Source organism: Pseudomonas sp. Van50, from assembly GCF_055390755.1.
Genome location: NZ_AP024343.1, coordinates 1,324,384 through 1,340,777 on the forward strand (window position 1 = coordinate 1,324,384; position 16,394 = coordinate 1,340,777).

The window sequence follows — 16,394 nt, forward strand, 5'->3', positions numbered from 1 at the left end:
GGCAATTCGTGGATTGCCCGCGTCATCGGTTAGACTTGCCGCCTTTCCTCGTATCAAGAAGCCCGTTCATGGCCCAGCCGTCCACGACCTACAAGTTTGAACTGAACCTCACCGACCTCGACCGCAATGTGTACGAGAATGTGAAGCAGACCATCGCCCGCCACCCTTCGGAAACCGAAGAGCGCATGACCGTGCGCCTGCTGGCCTACGCGTTCTGGTACAACGAGCTGCTGGCATTTGGTCGTGGTCTGTCAGACGTCGATGAACCTGCGCTGTGGGAAAAAAGCCTGGATGACCGTGTGCTGCACTGGATCGAAGTCGGCCAGCCGGATGCCGATCGCCTGACCTGGTGCTCGCGCCGGACCGAGCGCACCAGCCTGCTGGCCTATGGCAGCCTGCGGGTGTGGGAAGGCAAGGTGATCCCGGCGGTCAGGAACCTGAAGAACGTCAACATCGCCGCCGTGCCCCAGGACGTGCTCGAAACCCTGGCCCAGGACATGCCCCGGGTGATCAAGTGGGATGTGATGATCAGCGAGGGCACGATTTTCGTGACCGACGACCGTGGCCAGCATGAAGTCCAGCTGCAATGGTTGCTGGGCGAGCGTGGTTGAACCGCCCCGGCATCAAGTGAACTCATTGTGGGAGCGAGCTTGCTCGCGAATACGGTAGATCAGTTTGCATTTATGTTGAATGTGCCGCCGCTTTCGCGAGCAAGCTCGCTCCCACACAAGCTCCCTGCCAGAATTTTCACGATTATCCAGAGAAATGTCGTCACCCCATGCGCATAGAACCCCGCCAACTGCCCGACACCCTGCCATTTCTCGGTGACCTGCCGCCCCTGTTGACGCGCCTGTACGCGGCACGCGGCGTACAGTCCGAGGCTGAACTGGACAAGAGCCTGGCGCGCCTGATTCCCTTTCAGCAGCTCAAGGGGATCGACGCCGCGGTGGATCTGTTGGTGACGGCATTGGAGCAGCGCCAGCGCATCCTGATCGTGGGTGACTTCGATGCCGATGGCGCGACCGCCAGCACCGTGGGGATGCTCGGGTTGCGCCTGCTCGGTGCAGCCCATGTCGATTACCTGGTGCCCAATCGCTTCGAATATGGCTACGGGCTGACCCCGGAAATCGTCGAAGTCGCCCTGGCCCGCGCACCGCAGTTGCTGATCACCGTGGATAACGGCATCTCCAGCGTGGAAGGCGTGGCGGCGGCGAAAGCGGCGGGGCTCCAGGTGCTGGTCACCGACCACCACTTGCCTGGCCTCGAATTGCCGGCGGCCGATGCCATTGTCAATCCGAACCAGCCGGGTTGCGAATTCCCGAGCAAGGCCCTGGCCGGTGTCGGGGTGATTTTTTATGTGCTGATGGCTCTGCGGGCGCGTCTGCGCAGCCTGGGGTGGTATGCCAGCACCCCCAGCCGAACATCGGCGAATTGCTCGACCTGGTGGCCCTGGGCAGCGTGGCCGACGTAGTGCCCCTGGACGCGAATAACCGGATCCTGGTGCACCAGGGCCTGGAACGGATTCGCGCCGGACGCGCCCGGCCCGGCATCAAGGCGATCCTGGAAGTGGCCAAGCGCGACGCTTCACGGATTACCTCCACCGACCTCGGATTTATCCTCGGGCCACGTCTGAATGCGGCAGGGCGCCTGGACGACATGAGCCTGGGCATCGAATGCCTGCTCACCGACGACCCGGCCCTGGCGCGGGAGATGGCGGCGCAACTGGACGGCATGAACCAGGACCGCAAGTCCATCGAGCAGGGCATGCAGCGTGAAGCCCTGGCTCAGCTCAAGGACCTGCCAGTGGAGTCGATGCCATTCGGTTTGTGCCTCTTCGACCCGCAGTGGCACCAAGGGGTCATCGGCATTCTCGCCTCGCGAATGAAAGAGCGCTATTTCCGCCCGACCATCGCCTTTGCCGATGCCGGGGACGGTTTGCTCAAGGGTTCGGGGCGCTCGGTACCGGGTTTTCACATTCGCGATGCGCTGAGCGTGGTGGCGGCGCAGCATCCGACCCTGATCAGCAAGTACGGCGGTCACGCCATGGCGGCGGGGCTGACGTTGCCGGAAGCGAATTTTCCGTTGTTCGCCGAAGCGTTCGACGCGGAAGTGCGTCGGCAATTGCGCGAAGAAGACCTGACCGGCCGGTTGTTGTCGGATGGCACCCTGGCGGTGGAGGAATTCCACCTCGAACTGGCCCGGGCGCTGCGCCATGCCGGTCCCTGGGGCCAGCATTTCCCGGAGCCGATGTTCCATGGCGTGTTTCAGTTGGTCGAACAACGGGTGGTGGGCGAACGGCACCTGAAGGTCATTCTCAAGAGCGAGTGCGGCTCGGTGAAGCTCGACGGCATCGCCTTCGGCATCGACCGCGAGATCTGGCCAAACCCTACCGTGCGTTGGGTGGAACTGGCCTACAAGCTCGACCTCAACGAGTTCCGCGGCCAGGAAACGGTGCAGTTGATGATTGCCCATATCGAACCGCGCTAGCCGATGGGTCTTCGTGGCGAGGGAGCTTGCTCCCGCTGGGCTGCGAAGCGGCCCCCTGAACTTCAGCCATCACATCGCAAGGGGACGCTGGCGCGTCCAGCGGGAGCAAGCTCCCTCGCCACAGGGGTACGCCATTGCGTCACACCGTCGGTTTTTAAGTTCTGAACCCTCCCGCCTCCCGGGTTGTCGACTAGGCTCTAAGCACTGCTTGATAGCCCTTGTGACGTCTTGTCGATTTTTTTGCCCGCGGGGGCGGGTGTTGCACCTTCTTGTCACTCGTCGACTTTTCAAACAGAACCCTGGAGCCTGCCCACTGATTCGAGAGGTGCCCCATGAGTCTGCTGCTGGAACCCTATACCCTTCGCCAATTGACCCTGCCCAATCGCATCGCGGTATCGCCGATGTGCCAGTATTCGAGCACCGATGGCCTGGCCAACGATTGGCACCTGGTGCACTTGGGCAGCCGCGCCGTGGGCGGTGCCGGCCTGGTGTTCACCGAAGCCACCGCCGTGACCGCCGACGGTCGTATCACCGCCCAGGATCTGGGGCTGTGGAACGATGAACAGATCGAACCCTTGCAACGCATCACCCGGTTCATCACCGCCCAAGGCGCCGTGCCGGGCATACAGCTGGCCCATGCCGGGCGCAAGGCCAGCACCTGGCGACCTTGGCTGGGCAAGCATGGCAGCGTCAAACCGGCGGATGGCGGCTGGGTGCCGGTCGGTCCGTCGCCGATTGCCTTCGACCCGCAACACACCCAGCCGGTGCAGTTGGACGAAGGGCAGATCGCCGGAGTCATCCAGGCCTTCGTGGATTCGGCCAAGCGCGCCCGCACGGCCGGTTTCAAGGTGGTCGAGGTCCACGCGGCCCATGGTTATCTGCTGCATCAGTTCCTCTCGCCCTTGAGCAATCAGCGGCGCGATCAATACGGCGGCTCGTTCGAGAACCGCATCCGCCTGGTGCTGCAAGTCACTGAAGCGATCCGGGCCGTATGGCCGCAAGAGCTGCCGGTGTTCGTTCGCGTCTCCGCCACCGATTGGGTCGAGGACGGTTGGAACCCGGATGAAACCGTGGAGCTGGCGCGGCGCTTCAGGGCGCTGGGGGTGGACCTGATCGACGTGTCATCGGGCGGAACGGCCGCCAATGCGGAAATCCCCACCGGCCCGGGTTACCAGACACGCTTCGCCGAGCGGGTGCGCAAGGAGTCGGAAATCGCCACCGGCACCGTCGGCATGATCACCGAACCGGCCCAGGCCGAACACATCCTGCGCACCTGCCAGGCCGACATCATTTTCCTGGCCCGCGAATTGTTGCGCGATCCGTACTGGGCCCTGCATGCCGATGATGACCTGGGCGGCCGCAAGGCGACGTGGCCGGCGCAGTACCAGCGGGCCACGCATCGGGACCAGCCGATTCATGAGTCGGATTTGCGCGATTGAGTGCCCGATAAAACAAAAAGCCCCGGTCGTCATTGGCCGGGGCTTTTTCATCTCTGAAATCGCTGGTGCCTGTGCTGCCGTCTTCGCGAGCAAGCTCGCTCCCACAGGGTAGAACATCAATCTACTGTGGGAGCGAGCTTGCTCGCGATAGGGCCAGCCCAGATACCCGATCCCTGTCAGGGATACTTGCGCTTATCCGGTGCCGGCGGGAAGTACTGGTACAACCAGGTCTCGCTCAAGGTGCGGTCCTTGGTGCGAATGAACAGGCGCATCTGCACCGGGTCCACCCGGTCGTCGGTCGGGTACCAGTCGAAGGTAATGCGGTAGCCCTTGATCGCATCCAGCACCAACACGTTGAAGTCCTTCACTTCGCCGTGGGAGCAGGTCACCACCGGTTCGATGCCGGTGCCCGGCGGCAGTTGGTCGAGGCCGCCGCCGCTGAAGTCCACAGCGAAACGACGTGCCCAGACGGTCGGGTAATGCTCGCCCGGTGCCCAGCCTTCGATGAACCCGCCCATGCCTGAACGGGTGGCGTCGACGTGGGCCAGGTCGGTGCTGACCGGCGGCAGCGCGCTCCAGTAGAGCTTGTAGCCATAGTTCAGCGAATCACCGGCGGCCACCGGTTTTTTCGGCGTCCAGAACGCGACGATGTTGTCCAGGGTCTCTCCGGTGGTAGGAATTTCCAGCAGGTCCACCGAGCCTTCGCCCCACGCCGTCGTCGGTTCGACCCACAGGCTTGGGCGCTTGCTGTACCAGTCCACGGTGTCCTGGTAGCTGGCGAAGTCGTGGTCGGTCTGCACCAGGCCGAAACCTTTCGGATTGTTGTCGGCGAAGGCATTGAATTGCAGGGTGGCAGGGTTGTTCAACGGACGGCAGACCCACTCGCCGTTGCCGCGCCACATGGCCAGCCGGTCGGAGTCGTGGATTTGCGGGTGAATGGTGTCGCACATGCGCCGTTCGACGGTACCGCAGCTGAACATGCTGGTCATGGGGGCGATACCCAGTTGCTCGATGGCGGTACGGGCATTGATGTGCGCATCGATTTCCATCACCACCCGGGTCGGCTGGCAATCGATGTCGAACCGATAGGCACCGGTGGCGCTGGGGGAGTCGAGCAGGGCGTAGACCACGAAACGGGTGCTGTTCTTGTCCGGGGTTTCGAACCAGAACTTGGTGAAGTCCGGGAATTCCTCCCGCTTCTTGGCATAAGTGTCGATGGCCAAGCCGCGAGCCGACAGCCCGTACTGGCCGCTGGCATCCACGGCGCGGAAATAGCTGGCCCCCAGGAACGAAACGATGTCGTGTCGATCCAGCTCCGGCGCCTTGAAGACACGAAAGCCGGCGAAGCCCAGGTCACCCGTCAGTTGCGAGGTGTTGACCGTGGTTTTCTCATAGTTGAACAGTTCCGGACGGAAGTGCACTTCACGGGCCATACGCGTCTTCGGGTCGACGCTGTACATGCGCACCGGCTGCTTGAAACCCATGCCGACGTGGAAGAACTGTGCATCCAGTTGTCGCCCTTCCAGGTCATTCCATAACGAGTGATTGACGTCGTATTGGATGGCGTTGAACTGCAGCGGCGACATTTGCGCCAGGGTGGGTGGCAGGACTTGCTTGGTGTCGACGTAGCGGCTTTCGGCCAGCCGCCGGGCCTGATCCTTCAAACCGTTGAAATCGAAGGGACGGGCTTCGCCGTCGGCAGTCTGATCGGCGGCCCAGGCGCGAGCGGCCATGAGCCCGGAGGCCGACAGCCCGGTGTAGGCGGCGAAGGCCATGGAGGCCTTGAGCAGATTCCTGCGGTGCATAAATACAACCTTTCTCGAAACAATCCCGCGCCGATCCTGGCAACAAAGACTGATAAAAGAGTTCGGACATGCCTTTGGCCAAACGCGACGAACGTTAGAACAGATACCTGAGAGCTGGATCGGTTCACCGAGGCGCAAAATCATAGGGGAAATACAGGCTTTGAGAGCAAGGAAAGCGTGGCTTGGTCAAATTTTCTTACAGTTATTTCTTTTTTTATAAGGATTGCGGCATTTTTTGACTAATTACTCTAAAACTCCCTTTTCACGCTTTGAATCCTCCCTATTCTTTAGCGTGATAGACGATCTAACCCGGGTTCAGACGGCGCTATCAGGTCAACCTCGACGTAAAGAAGGACAACTCATGACAAAAATACAGGGCATTACCGAAATGCTGGGGATCTTTCCAGGCCTGACCAACCCGCGCAGGACACGCCGCCTCAGCCTTGAAGAATTGAGACTGGTGGAGCGCTATCGGGAGTTGTCGGAAAACGACCGCATCGCCATGCGCTATCTGGTGGATGCGATGAGGAGTGTTTCGCGGTTTTGAAGCGTGGCGCAGGTGAGCGGTCGGGGCAGGCGCGCCGGCCGACATCACTCCACCGACCAGTCCTGGGGACGTTCGGTGCGCTGGTGCAGTATCCGCAGGACTTGCAGTTGCCCCTGATGGAGCCGGTAGGGGGCAACGAACGGGTAGCGTGTCAACACCAGCTCTCGAATATCGGGAACGACCGAAGGACGGCCCGAGCCGGGAAAGCGTTGCAGTTGGCGCAATGTCTCCAGGATGGCGAGGATGACCTCATCGGCGCCTTCTGCGCCGATAGCGCTTTGGTAATGTTCGTGGATCGAGTCGAGGTCACTCTGTGCTTTGTCGGTCAGTACGATGCTTGGCACGCTTTGCCCACTTAGCCTTCACGGCGTCCAGATCGGTCAGATTTCCAGCGTCGGCATCGGCCATGCCTTCGCTGATGGCTTGCAGATGCCAGGATTCGGCTTCCACATATCGAACCAGTGCACGCTTGAGGTGATATTGGCGGTCGCGGTCGGTGGCGGCAGCCAGCAAGTCCAGCTGTTGGGCCAGACCTTCTTCCACACGAAAGGACAAAACGGGCGAGGCCATGGCTGATCTCCAAGGTGTATACGTTGTAGACACCCTAGGTGCTGCCAGGATTTCCGTCAACCGGCGGGCGTGCACCGATCGACGAAAACCTTAGCAGGACGAACGCCGGGCAGGCGCGAGCATGTGTTGCCAACGTTGTCTTGTCGTCAATGCTTGAACATCACATGCCGCACCACCGTGTAGTCCTCCAGCCCATACATGGACATGTCCTTGCCATAGCCGGAACGTTTCTGACCGCCATGGGGCATTTCACTGACGAGCATGAAGTGGGTGTTCACCCAGGTGCAACCATATTGCAGGCGTGCCGACAGGCGATGGGCGCGGCCGATGTCGGCGGTCCAGACCGATGAAGCCAGGCCATAATCCGAGTCGTTGGCCCAGGCCAGCACTTGCGCTTCGTCGAGGAACGGGGTGACGGACACCACCGGCCCGAAGACTTCCCGGCGGACGATTTCGTCATCCTGCTGGGCGTCGGCCAGCACCGTCGGTTCGAAAAAGAACCCGTTGCCGTCCACGGCCTTGCCACCGGTGACCAGGCGGATATGCGGCTGGGCGATGGCCCGCTCGACGAAAGCGGCCACGCGGTCGCGGTGCTGGGCGGTGATCAGCGGGCCCATCTCGGTGTCGGACGCGGTTTGCAGGCCGTACTTGATGCTGCCCACCGCGGCGCCGAGTTTCTCGACGAACTGCTCGTAGATGCCTTGCTGGGCATAGATGCGGCAGGCGGCGGTGCAGTCCTGGCCGGCGTTGTAGAAACCGAAGGTGCGGATGCCCTCCACGGCCGCGTCGATGTCGGCATCGTCGAAAATGATCACCGGGGCTTTGCCGCCCAGTTCCATGTGCATGCGCTTGACGCTGTCGGACGTGCTGGAAATGATGTTCGAGCCGGTGGCGATGGAGCCGGTCAGCGACACCATGCGCACTTTCGGGTGGGTGACCAGCGGGTTGCCGACGGTCTGCCCACGGCCGAAGATCACGTTGAGCACGCCGGCCGGGAAAATTTCCGACGCCAGTTCCGCCAGGCGCAACGCTGTCAGTGGGGTTTGCTCCGACGGCTTGAGCACCACGGTATTGCCGGCGGCCAGGGCCGGGGCGATTTTCCAGGCGACCATCATCAGCGGGTAGTTCCATGGCGCGATGGAGGCGATGACGCCCACCGGGTCGCGACGGATCATCGACGTGTGCCCCGGCAGGTACTCGCCGCCCGCCGAGCCGCTCATGCAGCGGCTGGCACCGGCAAAGAAACGGAACACGTCGGCAATCGCCGGGATCTCGTCGTTCAGCGCGGCGCTAAGGGGTTTGCCGCAGTTGTCCGACTCCAGCTTCGCCAGTTCTTCGCCGTGGGCTTCGATGGCGTCGGCCAGCTTGAGCAGCAACAGGGAACGGTCCTTGGGCGCAACCTGCGACCAGCTGTCGAAGGCGCTGTCGGCCGCACGCACGGCGGCATCGACCTGGGCTTCGCTGGCCTCGTTGATTTCCACCAGCACTCGCCCCAGCGAGGGGTTAAACACGGCCTGGCCGGGGCCTTCGCCGTCTACCAGGTGGCCGTTGATCAGCAGTTTGGTTTGCATGTCCAAGTCCTCTTGAATGTTTCCCAAATCCCCTGTGGGAGCGAGCTTGCTCGCGATAGCGGTGGTCATTCACCCTTTGCAGCGACTGCCACGACGCCTTCGCGAGCAAGCTCGCTCCCACAGGATTGCGGTTCCCCAGTGAGCGATCACTGTTGATTATTTCCCGCCGCTACCGGCCACGCTCTCACCCCGCGGGTCAGGTAATACGCGCCCAATATCGGCAACATCGTGACCATCATCACCAGCATCGCCACTACGTTGGTCACCGGCACGTCGCGCGGACGGCTGAGCTGGTTGAGCAGCCACAGCGGCAGGGTGCGTTCGTGGCCAGCGGTGAAGGTGGTGACGATGATTTCGTCGAACGACAGGGCGAAGGCCAGCATCCCGCCGGCCAGCAGTGCCGACCCCAGGTTAGGCAGGATGATGTAGCGAAAGGTCTGCCAGCCGTCGGCACCCAGGTCCATCGAGGCCTCGATCAGGCTGTGGGAGGTGCGGCGCAGGCGGGCGATCACGTTGTTGTAGACGATCACCACGCAGAAGGTGGCGTGGCCGACGACGATGGTGAACATCCCCGGTTCGATGCCCAGGGCCTTGAAGGTCGCCAGCAGGGCAATGCCGGTGATGATCCCCGGCAAGGCAATCGGCAGGATCAGCATCAGCGAAATGCCCTGTTTACCGAAGAAGTCGCGACGGTACAGCGCCGCCGAAGCCAGGGTGCCGAGCACCATGGCGATCAGCGTGGCGATGGCCGCGACCTGCAACGACAGCTTGATCGCCTCCAGCACATCCGGGCGCGAGAAGGCGACGCTGAACCACTTCAGGGTCAGGCCCTTGGGGGGAAACTGAAGGCCGCGTCCTCGGTGTTGAAGGCATAGAGGAAGATGATCAGGATCGGGAAATGCAGGAACAGCAGCCCGCCCCACGCCGCGATCCGCAAGCCCCACGAGGCTCGGTCTTGAGAGTCAGAGCGCATCGAAAGCTCCCAGTCGCTTGACGATGGATAGATAGACCGCGATCAGCACGATAGGCACCAGCGTGAACGCCGCGGCCATGGGCATGTTGCCGATGGCGCCTTGCTGGGCGTAGACCATGCTGCCGACGAAGTAACCCGGCGGGCCCACCAACTGGGGCACGATGAAATCCCCCAGGGTCAGCGAGAAGGTGAAGATCGAGCCGGCGGCAATGCCCGGGATCGACAGCGGCAGGATCACCTGCGTGAACGTCTGGCGTGGCCTGGCGCCCAGGTCCGCCGAGGCTTGCAGCAGCGAGGGCGGCAGGCGCTCCAGGGACGCCTGGATCGGCAGGATCATGAACGGCAGCCAGATGTAGACGAACACCAGGAAACGTCCCAGGTGCGAGGTGGACAAGGTGCTGCCACCCACGCCTGGGATCCCCAGCACGAACTGCAACACCGGCCCCAGGCCCAGGTGGTGGACGAACCACTGCGCCACGCCGCCCTTGGCCAGCAGCAGCGTCCAGGCGTAGGCCTTGACGATATAGCTGGCCCACATCGGCAGCATCACCGCGATGTAGAAAAACGCCTTGGTCTTGCCGCGGGTGTAGCGCGCCATGTAGTAGGCGATCGGGAACGCGACGATGGCGCTGGCGATGGACACGGCAATCGCCATGCTCAGGGTGCGCAAAATAATGTCGAAGTTCGAGGGCTGGAACAGCGCCGCGAAGTTCGCCAGGGTCAGGTCCGGCGTGACCGCCATGGTGAAGTCATCGAAGGTGTAGAACCCCTGCCACAGCAAGGTCAGCAGCGAGCCGAGGTAGATCGCGCCGAACCAGAGCAGCGGCGGCACCAGCAACATCGACAGGTACAGGTTGGGCCGTCGGTACAGCAGGTTGGCAAAGCGCCGCAGCGGCGAACCGGGCGCAGGCGCTTGGGTGATGGCCAGGGTGTTCATCTCACACCTCGCCACTGACGGTGTCGTGCAGCGCGACCATCGCCTCACGGGCCCAGCGAACACTGAGGGGTTGGCCGGTCTGGTGCTGGGCTGCGTTGTCGAGCCACTGGGTGTTGGCCTGGCTGAGGTTCAGGGTCTGGCCGTTGGCAAGTTTCAATTCGTAGCGTGTGGCGCTGCCCTGGTACTGGATGTCGTGCAGCAGGCCGTGGACCTCGATCTCATCGCTGGCCAACGGGCCCTCGGCGAAACGCACGTGTTCCGGGCGGATCGAGAACGGCTGTGGATAACCGCTCAGTTCCCGGGCCAGCTCGCCACGAATCACGTTGGAGGTGCCGACGAATTCGGCGACGAAGGTGGTCGCCGGTTTCATGTACAGGTTGCGTGGGGTATCGACCTGTTCGATGCGCCCCTTGTTGAACACCGCCACGCGGTCGGACATCGACAGCGCTTCGGTCTGGTCGTGGGTGACGAAAATGAAGGTGATGCCCAGCTGGCGTTGCAGCTTCTTCAATTCGCCCTGCATCTGTTCGCGCAGCTTCAGGTCCAGGGCGCCCAAGGGTTCATCGAGCAACAACACCCGCGGACGGTTGACCAGCGCCCGGGCCAGGGCCACGCGTTGGCGTTGACCGCCGGAGAGCTGCACCGGCTTGCGTTCGCCATAGCCACCCAAGGCCACCATTTCCAGGGCTTCGTTGGCGCGCTGGATGCGCTCGGCCTTGGCGACGCCTTTGACTTTCAAGCCGTAGGCCACGTTGTCACGTACGTTCATGTGGGGGAAAAGGGCGTAATCCTGGAAAACGGTGTTCACGTCCCGCTGATACGGCGCGAGCCCGGTGGCTTCTTCGCCGTGGATGCGAATCGAGCCGGCACTGGGTTGCTCGAACCCGGCGATCAGCCGCAGGCAGGTGGTCTTGCCCGAGCCGGACGGGCCCAGCATGGAAAAGAACTCGCCGTCCTGGATATCAATGGAGACCCGGTCAACGGCTTTCACATCGCCGAACTGACGGGATACCTGGGTGAACTGGACTGCAAGCGTCATGGTGCGGGGCTCCAAAAACGGGGCTTGTGTTGAACATGGCTGAATCGTCGGGCGAGGGGCTTGGTGGGAGCAAAGCTTGCTCGCGATACGGGCGTCTCGGTTTTCCAAGAAGCCGCGTCCTCTTCATCGCGGGCAAGCCTTGCTCCCACACAGCGAACTACACCGGCTGATTGGGCTTAGCGCCCACCCATGATCGCAATGTAGTCCTGGGTCCAGCGGCTGTACGGCACGAACTTGCCGCCCTCGGCCTGTGGGGTTTTCCAGAAGGCGATCTTGTCGAACTGATCGAAGCCGTTGGTCTTGCAGCCTTCGGCGCCCAGCAGTTCGCTGCCCTTGCACGCTGCCGGCACCGCAGGCAAGGAACCGAACCACGCGGCCACGTCACCCTGGACTTTCGGTTGCAGCGACCAGTCCATCCACTTGTACGCGCAGTTGGGATGCTTGGCCTCGGCGTGGAGCATCGTCGTATCGGCCCAGCCGGTGGCGCCTTCTTTCGGAATGGTCGAGGCGATCGGTTGCTTCTCGTTCATCAGGCCGTTGACCTGATACGGCCAGGCACCGGACGCCACCACGCCTTCGTTCTTGAAGTCGCTCATCTGCACAGTGGTGTCGTGCCAGTAGCGGTGGATCAACGGCTGCTGAGCCCTCAGCAATTCCAGCACGGCCTTGTACTGGGCTTCGTCGAGTTGGTACGGGTCCTTGATGCCCAGTTCAGGCTTGGCGGTCTTGAGGTACAGCGCCGCGTCGGCGATGTAGATCGGGCCATCGTAGGCTTGCACGCGCCCCTTGTTCGGCTTGCCGTCGGGCAGGTCCTGGGCATTGAACAGCACGCTCCAACTGGTGGGCGCCTGCTTGAACACGTCGGTGTTGTACATCAGCACGTTCGGGCCCCATTGGTAGGGGGTGCCGTAGGTCTGCTGGTTGACCACGTACCACGGCGCATCCTTCAGGCGCGGGTCGAGATTCTTCCAGTTGGCGATCAGCGCGGTGTTGATCGGCTGCACGCGCTTGCCGGCAATCAGCCGCAACGAGGCGTCGCCGGAGGCGGTGACCAGGTCATAGCCGCCCTTGGTCATCAGGCTGACCATTTCGTCGGACGTGGCGGCGGTTTTCACATTGACCTTGCAGCCGGTTTCTTTCTCGAAACCGCTGACCCAGTCGTAGGCCTTGTCGCTTTCGCCGCGTTCGATGTAACCCGGCCAGGCAACGATATCCAGTTGACCTTCGCCGGCACCGACGGCCTTGAGCGGTTCGGCGGCCTGGAGGCTGACGCTGGTCAGCAGCGCCGTGGTGAGTGCACTGAGCAATACGGTCTTGTGCGCGTACATGGAAATCCCTCTTGCTTTAATTATGGTCGGGGCAGTGTTCGAACCGGGTGAAGCGCCATGGCTGGCCTGTTATTAGAGTAGTTCTGTTAGCTACAGATGCTGGCCGTGGCGGGCCATGATGTGGCGCACCACGCTGTAGTCCTGGAGCGAATCGCTGGACAGGTCTTTCCCATAACCCGAACGTTTCAGGCCGCCGTGGGGCATTTCGCTGACCAGCATGAAATGGCTGTTGATCCAGGTGCAGCCGTATTGAAGCCGCGCCGCCACCTGCATGGCCTTGTCCAGGTTCTGCGTCCACACCGAGGAGGCCAGGCCGTATTCGGAATCGTTGGCCCAGTCCACCGCCTGGCTGAGTTCGTCGAAACGGGTCACGGTGACGACCGGGCCGAACACCTCGCGCTGGACGATTTCATCGCTTTGCTTGCAGCCGGCCAGCAGCGTGGGTTGGTAATAGAAACCGGCGCCGGAATGCACCGCCGCGCCGGTGATGCGTTCGATGTGCGGCTGGCCGAGGGCGCGCTCGACAAAACTGGCCACGCGGTCGCGCTGGCGGGTGCTGATCAGCGGGCCGATCTCATTGTCGGCGTCGCGCTTGCCGGCAAAGCGCAGGCTGCTGACCGCCGCGCCGAGCTCGGCCACCAGGCGGTCGTGAATCCCGTCCTGGGCGTAGATCCGGCAGGCTGCGGTGCAATCCTGCCCGGCGTTGTAATAGCCGTAGGTGCGCACGCCTTCGACCACGGCCTGGATGTCGGCGTCGTTGCACACGATCACCGGCGCCTTGCCGCCCAGTTCCAGGTGCGTGCGCTTGAGGGTTTTCGCCGCCGCCTGGAGGATCTTCTGCCCGGTGACGATGTCGCCGGTCAGCGAGACCATGCGCACTTTCGGGTGGCTGACCAGATGGCTGCCCACACCTTCGCCGCCCCCGCAAATGATATTGATGACGCCTCGCGGCAGGATCCTGGCCAGTGCCGGGGCCAGGGCCAGGATCGACAGCGGCGTGTGTTCCGAGGGCTTGAACACCAGCGTATTGCCGGCGGCCAGGGCCGGGGCGATTTTCCAGGCGGCCATCATGATCGGGTAATTCCACGGTGCAATGGACGCCACTACGCCGATTGGGTCGCGGCGCACCATGCTGGTGTAGCCGGGCAGGTATTCGCCACTGAGCTGGCCGGTCTGGCAGCGCACGGCGCCAGCGAAGAAACGGAACACGTCCACCGTGGCGCTCAGGTCATCCTGGCGCGCCAGGTGCAGCGGCTTGCCGCAGTTCAGGGATTCGAGGCGGGCCAGCTCATCGGCGTTCTTTTCGATGGCGCTGGCGATGTCCAGCAACAGGTTCGAGCGTTGTTGCGGCGTGGTGCGCGACCAGCCGTCGAAGGCGCGATGGGCGGCGAGGATCGCGGCTTCCACCTGTTCGGTGCTGGCCTCGGCGACGTGAGCCACCACTTCACCGGTGGCCGGGTTGAGGATCGGTTCGACAAGGCCTTCGCCGGCAACGAACTCTCCGTCGATCAGCAACGCGGTGCACAACGGGGTTTGCGTGCCAGCCATGTCCGATTTCTCATTTAAGGGTGATGACTACTGCCAGTTAAAAATAGTCCCTGTGGGAGCTGAGCTTGCTCGCGATAGCGGTCTGTCAGTTGAATCAATTTTGCCTGACCCACCGCTATCGCGAGCGAGCTCAGCTCCCACAGGAAGGGGGGCGTAATCAGATTAGGGCTCAGCCCCGAGGCCGACAAATTCGAAATACTCAAGGCTGCATTCGATTAAATAGATGGCTTGCGCCCGCCATGAGGTTGTTCCCGGGCGACGGCCAGGAACGGGTCGACCGACGCCGGTCGCGCCGTGCCCCGGCGCCAGGCCAGGCCTACGTCGAGGGTCTGGTTGAGGTCGGCGATCGGTCGGGCTTCGATGATGTCGCCTTCCAGCGACCAAGGGCGGTAGGTCATGTCCGGCTGGATCGACACACCCAATCCCGCCGCCACCAGGCTGCGCACCGCTTCGGTCGAGGCGGTGCGCAGGGTGACCCTCGGTTGCAGGCCGGCGCCGCGCCACAGGCGTTGGGCGTTGCGGTCCATTTCATCGACATTCAGCTGGATCAGCGGTTCGCGGGCCACGTCGGCCAGGTTGATGCTGTCGTGCTCCAGCAGTGGGTGCTGCGCCGGCAACCACAAGCGGTGTGGCGAATGGGTCAGGACTTCGGTCTGCAACGCGTGGCGGTCTTCCAGGTTGGACAGGATCAGCACCCCGACATCGATTTCGCCGCTGACCAGCAAATGCTCGATGTACGGCCGTTCGTCCTCCATCACGCGGATCTCTACGTTGGGGTAGGCACGCTGGAAACGGGTGAGCAGGTCCGCCAGGTAATAGCCGGCGACCAGGCTGGTGACGCCAATGGTGACTTGGCCGGCCACCTGATCGGTGCTTTGTTGCAGGCTGCGCTTGGCGTTGTCGACGGTGGCCAGGATCACATGGGCCTGGCGCAGGAATTGATGGCCCTGGTGGGTCAGGGTCATGCCCTTGGCATGGCGGCTGAACAGGCTGACGCCGATGTCCTGCTCCAGTTGCTGGATCGCCAGGGTCAGGGTGGACTGGGAAATGAACGCCGTTTGCGCAGCAGCGGAGATGGAACCGGTTTCGGCCACGGCGATGAAGTGGCGGATCTGACGCAGGGTCATCATGGGCGTATACCCGTTGGGTGATTTTTATCGATGTACTGGAGTGTATATCGTTTTTTTAGAAGGATAGGTGAGTGCGCCTTTGAATGAGCCAGGCAACATCTGGAAGCAATCTCGCCTGCGGCGTCAGGGCACTTTCGATCTAGGCTGGGGGCCTTACGTTGACCCGACAATGTGGAGGCAACAAATGAACACCCGTGGATTGCTCGATCAGCTTCTCAAGTCCGGCCAGGAAATGTTGCAGAACAAGGCTGGCGGCTCACAGGGCAAGTCGTCCGGCGGCCTGGGCGGGTTGCTCGGCGGCTCCGGCAACCTGGGCGGGATGCTTTCCGGCGCGGGCGGCGGGGCCCTGGCCGCCGGGGCCATGGGCCTGTTGCTGGGCAACAAGAAAGCCCGCAGCTTCGGTGGCAAGGCCCTGGCCTACGGTGGTTTGGCTGCCTTGGGCGTGATCGCCTACAAAGCCTATGGCAACTGGCAGGCCCAACAGGGCACCGCGCCGAAAACCGAACCGCAGACCCTCGACCGCGTGCCCCGGCGCAGGTGGAACAGCATAGCCAGGCGATCCTCAAGGCCCTGGTGGCGGCGGCCAAGGCCGATGGTCATGTGGACGAGCGGGAGCGGCAGTTGATCGAAGGTGAATTCACCAAGCTCGACAACGACCAGGAGCTGCAACACTGGCTGCACGCCGAACTCAACAAACCCCTGGACCCCACCGACGTCGCCCGCGCCGCCAGCACCCCGGAAATAGCCGCGGAAATGTACATCGCCAGTGTGATGCTGGTGGACGAGGAAAACTTCATGGAGAAGTCCTACCTCGACGAACTGGCGCGCCAACTCAAGCTGGAGCCGGGTTTGAAGGTGGAACTGGAAAAACAGGTGCGCCAGGCGACCGCCTAAACAGCCCCAACGCTATTCCCTGTGGGAGCGAGCTTGCTCGCGATGGCGCCCGGTCAGTCGCAGCATTTTTGACTGATACACCGCTATCGCGAGCAAGCTCGCTCCCACAGGGATGGATTTCATCGC

The 16,394-nt window shown here is 62.6% G+C and carries 12 protein-coding genes and 3 pseudogenes; 5 read left to right on the plus strand and 10 right to left on the minus strand.

The annotated features are described in order from the left end of the window. Window positions 1-68: 68 nt before the first annotated feature. The 3 genes and pseudogenes from ACZ5M5_RS05705 (at window position 69) to ACZ5M5_RS05715 (ending at window position 3,926) form a co-directional block, all read left to right on the plus strand. Entirely contained in the window at window positions 69-611 is a 543-nt protein-coding gene (locus tag ACZ5M5_RS05705) for a YaeQ family protein (protein ID WP_464738756.1), read from the plus strand. Window positions 612-778: 167 nt separating this feature from the next. Continuing rightward, window positions 779-2,487, plus strand: a pseudogene (gene recJ / locus ACZ5M5_RS05710) (single-stranded-DNA-specific exonuclease RecJ). Window positions 2,488-2,819: 332 nt separating this feature from the next. Next, window positions 2,820-3,926: an NADH:flavin oxidoreductase/NADH oxidase gene (locus ACZ5M5_RS05715; RefSeq protein ID WP_464738757.1), complete on the plus strand. Its 1,107-nt coding sequence runs from the start codon at window positions 2,820-2,822 to the stop codon at window positions 3,924-3,926. Between the two features lie 176 nt (window positions 3,927-4,102). Here the strand turns inward: ACZ5M5_RS05715 and ACZ5M5_RS05720 are convergent, their stop codons facing one another. Next, entirely contained in the window at window positions 4,103-5,731 is a 1,629-nt protein-coding gene (locus ACZ5M5_RS05720; protein ID WP_060739047.1) for a glucan biosynthesis protein D, read from the minus strand. 361 nt (window positions 5,732-6,092) lie between these two features. Here ACZ5M5_RS05720 and ACZ5M5_RS05725 point away from each other — a divergent pair, with 361 nt between their 5' ends. Then, window positions 6,093-6,278 carry a hypothetical protein gene (locus ACZ5M5_RS05725; RefSeq protein WP_003198116.1) on the plus strand — a complete coding sequence of 62 codons (186 nt, stop codon included), beginning with the start codon at window positions 6,093-6,095 and terminating at the stop codon, window positions 6,276-6,278. Between the two features lie 44 nt (window positions 6,279-6,322). Here ACZ5M5_RS05725 and ACZ5M5_RS05730 read toward each other — a convergent pair whose 3' ends face one another. The 9 genes and pseudogenes from ACZ5M5_RS05730 to ACZ5M5_RS05770 form a co-directional block, all read right to left on the minus strand. Beyond that, complete coding sequence (locus tag ACZ5M5_RS05730) at window positions 6,323-6,622, minus strand: type II toxin-antitoxin system RelE/ParE family toxin (RefSeq protein ID WP_464738758.1); 300 nt, start codon at window positions 6,620-6,622, stop codon at window positions 6,323-6,325. Beyond that, complete coding sequence (locus ACZ5M5_RS05735; protein WP_060739045.1) at window positions 6,585-6,848, minus strand: CopG family ribbon-helix-helix protein; 264 nt, start codon at window positions 6,846-6,848, stop codon at window positions 6,585-6,587. Before ACZ5M5_RS05735 ends, ACZ5M5_RS05730 begins: the two co-directional genes overlap by 38 nt. 146 nt (window positions 6,849-6,994) lie before the next feature. Beyond that, complete coding sequence (locus ACZ5M5_RS05740; protein WP_464738759.1) at window positions 6,995-8,419, minus strand: gamma-aminobutyraldehyde dehydrogenase; 1,425 nt, start codon at window positions 8,417-8,419, stop codon at window positions 6,995-6,997. Between the two features lie 156 nt (window positions 8,420-8,575). Further along, a pseudogene (locus tag ACZ5M5_RS05745) lies at window positions 8,576-9,392 on the minus strand (ABC transporter permease). Continuing rightward, window positions 9,382-10,329: an ABC transporter permease gene (locus tag ACZ5M5_RS05750; RefSeq protein WP_464738760.1), complete on the minus strand. Its 948-nt coding sequence runs from the start codon at window positions 10,327-10,329 to the stop codon at window positions 9,382-9,384. The pseudogene ACZ5M5_RS05745 and the gene ACZ5M5_RS05750 overlap by 11 nt, the downstream one beginning before the upstream one ends. Before the next feature lies 1 nt (window position 10,330). Continuing rightward, the gene (locus tag ACZ5M5_RS05755) at window positions 10,331-11,368 is read right to left on the minus strand and encodes an ABC transporter ATP-binding protein (protein ID WP_060739041.1); all 1,038 of its coding nucleotides are present in this window, start codon (window positions 11,366-11,368) and stop codon (window positions 10,331-10,333) included. A 176-nt stretch (window positions 11,369-11,544) separates the two neighbouring features. Next, the gene (gene ydcS / locus ACZ5M5_RS05760; protein WP_060739040.1) at window positions 11,545-12,696 is read right to left on the minus strand and encodes a putative ABC transporter substrate-binding protein YdcS; all 1,152 of its coding nucleotides are present in this window, start codon (window positions 12,694-12,696) and stop codon (window positions 11,545-11,547) included. 90 nt (window positions 12,697-12,786) lie between these two features. Further along, window positions 12,787-14,244: a gamma-aminobutyraldehyde dehydrogenase gene (locus ACZ5M5_RS05765; RefSeq protein ID WP_103307904.1), complete on the minus strand. Its 1,458-nt coding sequence runs from the start codon at window positions 14,242-14,244 to the stop codon at window positions 12,787-12,789. 215 nt (window positions 14,245-14,459) lie between these two features. Next, the gene (locus ACZ5M5_RS05770; RefSeq protein WP_060739038.1) at window positions 14,460-15,374 is read right to left on the minus strand and encodes a LysR family transcriptional regulator; all 915 of its coding nucleotides are present in this window, start codon (window positions 15,372-15,374) and stop codon (window positions 14,460-14,462) included. A 184-nt stretch (window positions 15,375-15,558) separates the two neighbouring features. On the opposite strand from ACZ5M5_RS05770, the pseudogene ACZ5M5_RS05775 reads away from it, so the two are divergent. Beyond that, a pseudogene (locus tag ACZ5M5_RS05775) lies at window positions 15,559-16,268 on the plus strand (tellurite resistance TerB family protein). The last annotated feature ends 126 nt before the right edge of the window (window positions 16,269-16,394 follow it).